The 4,163-nt window shown below is 72.8% G+C and carries 4 protein-coding genes and 1 pseudogene; 3 read left to right on the top strand and 2 right to left on the bottom strand.

Going from position 1 to position 4,163, the window contains the following annotated elements:
- Positions 1-113 (bottom strand): annotated as a pseudogene (locus tag ACFV8H_RS41250) (electron transfer flavoprotein subunit beta); the annotation flags it as partial.
- A gap of 312 nt (positions 114-425) precedes the next feature.
- Positions 426-839: a thioredoxin family protein gene (locus ACFV8H_RS41245; protein ID WP_380409901.1), complete on the bottom strand. Its 414-nt coding sequence runs from the start codon at positions 837-839 to the stop codon at positions 426-428.
- A gap of 208 nt (positions 840-1,047) precedes the next feature.
- Here ACFV8H_RS41245 and ACFV8H_RS41240 point away from each other — a divergent pair, with 208 nt between their 5' ends.
- The 3 genes from ACFV8H_RS41240 (at position 1,048) to ACFV8H_RS41230 (ending at position 4,062) form a co-directional block, all read left to right on the top strand.
- Positions 1,048-1,473 carry a DUF4395 domain-containing protein gene (locus ACFV8H_RS41240; RefSeq protein ID WP_375892414.1) on the top strand — a complete coding sequence of 142 codons (426 nt, stop codon included), beginning with the start codon at positions 1,048-1,050 and terminating at the stop codon, positions 1,471-1,473.
- 264 nt (positions 1,474-1,737) lie between these two features.
- On the top strand, positions 1,738-2,508 hold the full coding sequence (locus ACFV8H_RS41235) for a lysophospholipid acyltransferase family protein (protein ID WP_380409899.1): 771 nt from the start codon (positions 1,738-1,740) through the stop codon (positions 2,506-2,508).
- Between the two features lie 189 nt (positions 2,509-2,697).
- Entirely contained in the window at positions 2,698-4,062 is a 1,365-nt protein-coding gene (locus tag ACFV8H_RS41230; RefSeq protein ID WP_380409897.1) for a TolB family protein, read from the top strand.
- Positions 4,063-4,163 lie beyond the last annotated feature (101 nt).

Here is a 4,163-nt window from a genome sequence, read left to right as displayed (position 1 = left end):
TCCGACAGGAGGCCGTCCACACCCTCCCGGTCCGTGGTGTGGTCGTCCGCGAAACGACGGTCACCCGTCGCATCCGGCACGTACTTCACACAGACAACGATCCTCAAGCTCACGGCCTTGTCTCCTGTACTGGTCTCGTCCGACGGCTGCGGCGTGCAAGCGGGTGCGAACACGGCACGCACCCGCTCCGGGCAGCGAGTTTCCCGTGCCGGTCCGGAACTTCCTGGCAGCATACTCGGCGGTAGCGCAGTGGTCACTACTGGCCAGTAGCTTAGGTCGGACGGCCGGCACCGCCGCTTGCGCCCATCCTGCCCCAGCCGAGGGCCGGCCCCACCTCACGGGGGGTACCAACCGTCGACGAATCCCCTCACTGCCCCCTCCGGCCAACGCCTCGCCGCCGGTCCCCCCGCCCGTCACACCGCCCGTCACACCGCCTGGCCGAGCGCCGCGATCACGTCCGCCTTGCGCGGCAGGCCCGCCGCCCGGCGCACCACCCGCCCGGCCGCGTCCAGCACCAGGACGGTCGGCGTCCGCAGCACCTCCAGCCGACGGACCAGCTCCAGCTGCGCCTCGGCGTCCAGTTCCACGTGCACGACCCCGTCGAGCATCCCGGCCACCTCGACCAGCACCCGCCGGGTCGCCCGGCACGGCTGGCAGAAGGCGGTGGAGAACTGCACCAGGGTCGCCCGCTCACCGAGCGGCCCGCCCAGATCCTCCTCCGACAGCCGTACCGTCCCGTCCTTGGTGCGCACCCGCAGCCTCCCGTCGCGCCCTGCCCTCACCAGCCCGAACCCGCTCGCCACCGCCAGTACGACGAGGCACACCACGAGTCCGGTCATCCCCCCAGTCTGCGGCAGCGCGTACGGGCTCCGAAAGGGAGGTCGACCTGCCGACACCGGGCCCGTACGATCGGCGGGTGGACTCCGCCCCCCTCCCCCCGCCGCTGCTGACCGTCCGTCGCGTCGTCGACCCGAGGCCCGTCACCACCGCCCGCTGTCGCTGACGCGCCCCGCCGCAGCCGCCCGTCGCGACCACTCCGGAGACTCCTTGCAGACCGACCCCCGAGGTCACCGCTTCGCCGCCGCGCTCACCAGCGCGGTGCTGGCCGCCGTCCTGATCACCGGCAGCGGCCTGCTGCTCTCTCTCCAGGCCCTGGTCTTCCTGGTCGGCGCGGTCGCCGGCCCCCGCCGCTCCCCGTACGTCGGCCTGTTCCACCTCCTCATCGCCCCGCGCCTGGCGCCGCCCACCACCACCGAGGACGAACGCCCACTGCGCTTCGCCCAGGGCGGCGGGGCCGTCTTCGCCGTCATCGGCACCCTCGGCTTCCTCACCGGCGTCGGCTGGCTCGGACTGCTGACCGCCGGCTTCGCCCTCGCCGCGGCCTTCCTCAACGCCGCCTTCGGCTACTGCCCGGGCTGCGAGATCTACCCGATCGTCCGCCGCGCCCAGGGCCGCCTGGGCGCCGGGGCCTGATCGGAGCGAGTGTCGGGCCCGGACGGCGGGGCGGGCGGCGGGGCGGGCGGCGGGCCGGAAAAGTTCCCGGTCGGATTCATCACGGAGATCACACCGTGAATATTCGCTTGACCGCACGCCTCAGGTGACAGCAGGCACTCGTTCGGGGGATCATCTCCGTGTATCACCCGTGACCGCCGCGGCGTGCCGTGCTCCGGTCGGCCCCCGCGCACGACGCGGGTACCCGCCGTACCGGGCCCCGGCCCGTGGAAGTCAGGACTGACCGTGGCAGAGTTCGTCTACCCGCCGGTGATCGGCGCCGCACTCACCGCCTTCCGCGCGCTCGACGTGCGGATCAAGATCATCGGTGCCGAGCACATCCCCGCCAGCGGCGGAGCGGTGCTGGTCAGCAACCACATCAGCTACCTGGACTTCCTCTTCGCCGGCCTCGGCGCCTACCGCGGCGGCAAGCGCAAGACCCGCTTCATGGCCAAGGACGACGTCTTCCGGCACAGCGTCTCCGGCCCGCTGATGCGCGGCATGAAGCACATCCCGGTCGACCGCACCGACGGCCAGCCCGCCTACGAGGCCGCCGTCCGCGCCCTCAAGGCCGGCGAGGTCGTCGGCGTCTTCCCCGAGGCGACCATCAGCCGCTCGTTCATGTTGAAGAAGTTCAAGACCGGCGCCGCCCGGATGGCCGCCGACTCCGGCGCCCCGCTGCTGCCGGTCATCCTGTGGGGCACGCAGCAGCTCTGGACCAAGGGCCGTCCGAAGACCCTCACCAAGCGCCACGTCCCGGTGACGATCATGATCGGCGAACCGATTCACCTCGGCCCGAACGACAAGCCCGTCATGGTCACCAGAAAGCTGCGCGCCGCCATGAGCGAGATGCTCGACCGGGCCCAGCGCGAGTACCCCGGCAAGCCCTCCGGCCCCGAGGACAGCTGGTGGCTTCCCGCCCAGCTCGGCGGCACCGCGCCGACCCTGGAGGTCGCCGAGGCCGAGGACGAGGCGGAGGCCCTCGCCAAGGCCGAGCGCCGCGCCGCCCGGGGCTGACCCGCCCCCGAGCCGTCTACTCCGTGTGACCGAGCCAATGCGATCCGTCGCGTGTCGCCCGGCCGCCGACACACCCCGTCTGACACAGTGACAGCTCCTTCCAGGGGCCTTCCTCCTGGATGCGTCCTGCGTCCCTCCCACCGCGGACCGGGGCACACGTCGAAGCGGTCGGAAAGGTCGGAGACGGAGATGACACGGATCGCCGGCACACGGCAGTCCCCCACCAGCGGCAAGGCCCGCACCCGCGCAACCGCCGGTGCGGGCCTCCTGCTTCTGGGCACCCTGCTCACCGGGTGCGGGGCCGAACCCGGTGACATCCCACTCTCCGAGATCCGCCCGGAGTCCCCCACCGCGACCCCGGACCCGACCCCGTCCGCAACCCCCGGCGTCGTCGGCGCCGCGGCGCACGCCGAGACCCGCAACGGACTGATCGTCAGCCGGGCCTACACCGACGCCGCCCGCACCACCAGCGCCATCGTCACCCTCGGCCCGGACGGCGCCGACCAGCACCAGATCACCCAGCCGCCCGCGCGCGCCCGCGACGACCACCCCGACTGGAACCCCGACGGCAGCGCCGTCGCCTTCGACCGCACCGACCCGCAGTCCGGCACCGCCCGGCTCTGGACCGTCACCACCGGCGGCGACAACGCCCACCAGATCAGCCAGCTCTGCGACGCCGGCAGCGGCACCGCCGACTGCGCCAACGAGGACGAACGCGCCCCCGCCTTCTCCCCCGACGGCAAGCAGCTCGCGTTCAGCCGCTCCTGGGGCGCCCTCGACCAGGCCCACAACAACCAGGTCCAGTACTCGGACCTCTACCTGATGAGCCCCGACGGCACCAACGTCCAGCGGCTCACCTTCCTGACCAACGACAAGCCCTACTCCGGCGCCGTCAGCAACCCCAGCTGGTCCCCCGACGGCAAGCAGCTCACCTTCGAGTACCGCACCAGCGCCACCGGACAACCCGCCAACAGCCGCGCCGTCTACGTGGTCGGTACGGACGGCACCGGGCTGCGCCAGCTCACCCCCTGGGAGCTGCGCGCGGGCGACCGCGCGACCTGGTCCCCCGACGGCACCCAGATCCTCTTCACCACCTACCCGGCCGGCCCCGACAACGCCCCCGGCGGCGGCATCTACACCGTCCACCCCGACGGCACCGCCATCGGCGCCCTCACCCCGGCCCCGTCCACCGCCTTCTACGGCGCCGCGGCCTACGCACCCGACGGCAAGTCCATCGTCTTCGCCCAGGCCCCCGCGGGCGGCGGCGCCGACCTCTACAGCATGCGCGCCGACGGCACGGGCGTCGCCCGCCTCACCAACACCGCCGACAAGTGGCTCGACCGGCCGTCCTGGGGCACCGCGGCAGTGGCAGCAGCACCCGCAGCGCCGGCCGACCCGTCGGCGTCCGCTTCGGCACCGGCCTCGGCACCGGCCTCGGCACCGGCCTCGGCGGCGCCTTCGGACGCCCCGACCACGGAGCCCAAGCCGGCCCAAGCCCAGGGTCAGCCGAAGACCGACGACGCCCAGCTGCCCGACGAGGACGACGACAACTGAGCGGACATGCGAAAAGCCCCTGATCCGAAGGGATCAGGGGCTTTTCTGAATGATTGTTCGGCGGCGTCCTACTCTCCCACAGGGTCCCCCCTGCAGTACCA

Source organism: Kitasatospora sp. NPDC059827, from assembly GCF_042731675.1.
GTDB lineage: Bacteria > Actinomycetota > Actinomycetes > Streptomycetales > Streptomycetaceae > Kitasatospora.
The sequence above is the reverse complement of the archived record's forward strand: the minus strand, read 5'-3'. Positions and strand labels throughout refer to the sequence as shown.

Bases quoted from the DNA above. Each gene is read 5' to 3' on its own strand.
- ACFV8H_RS41245 (WP_380409901.1), bottom strand. From the start codon at position 839: ATGACCGGACTCGTGGTGTGCCTCGTCGTACTGGCGGTGGCGAGCGGG.
- ACFV8H_RS41230 (WP_380409897.1), top strand. From the start codon at position 2,698: ATGACACGGATCGCCGGCACACGGCAGTCCCCCACCAGCGGCAAGGCC.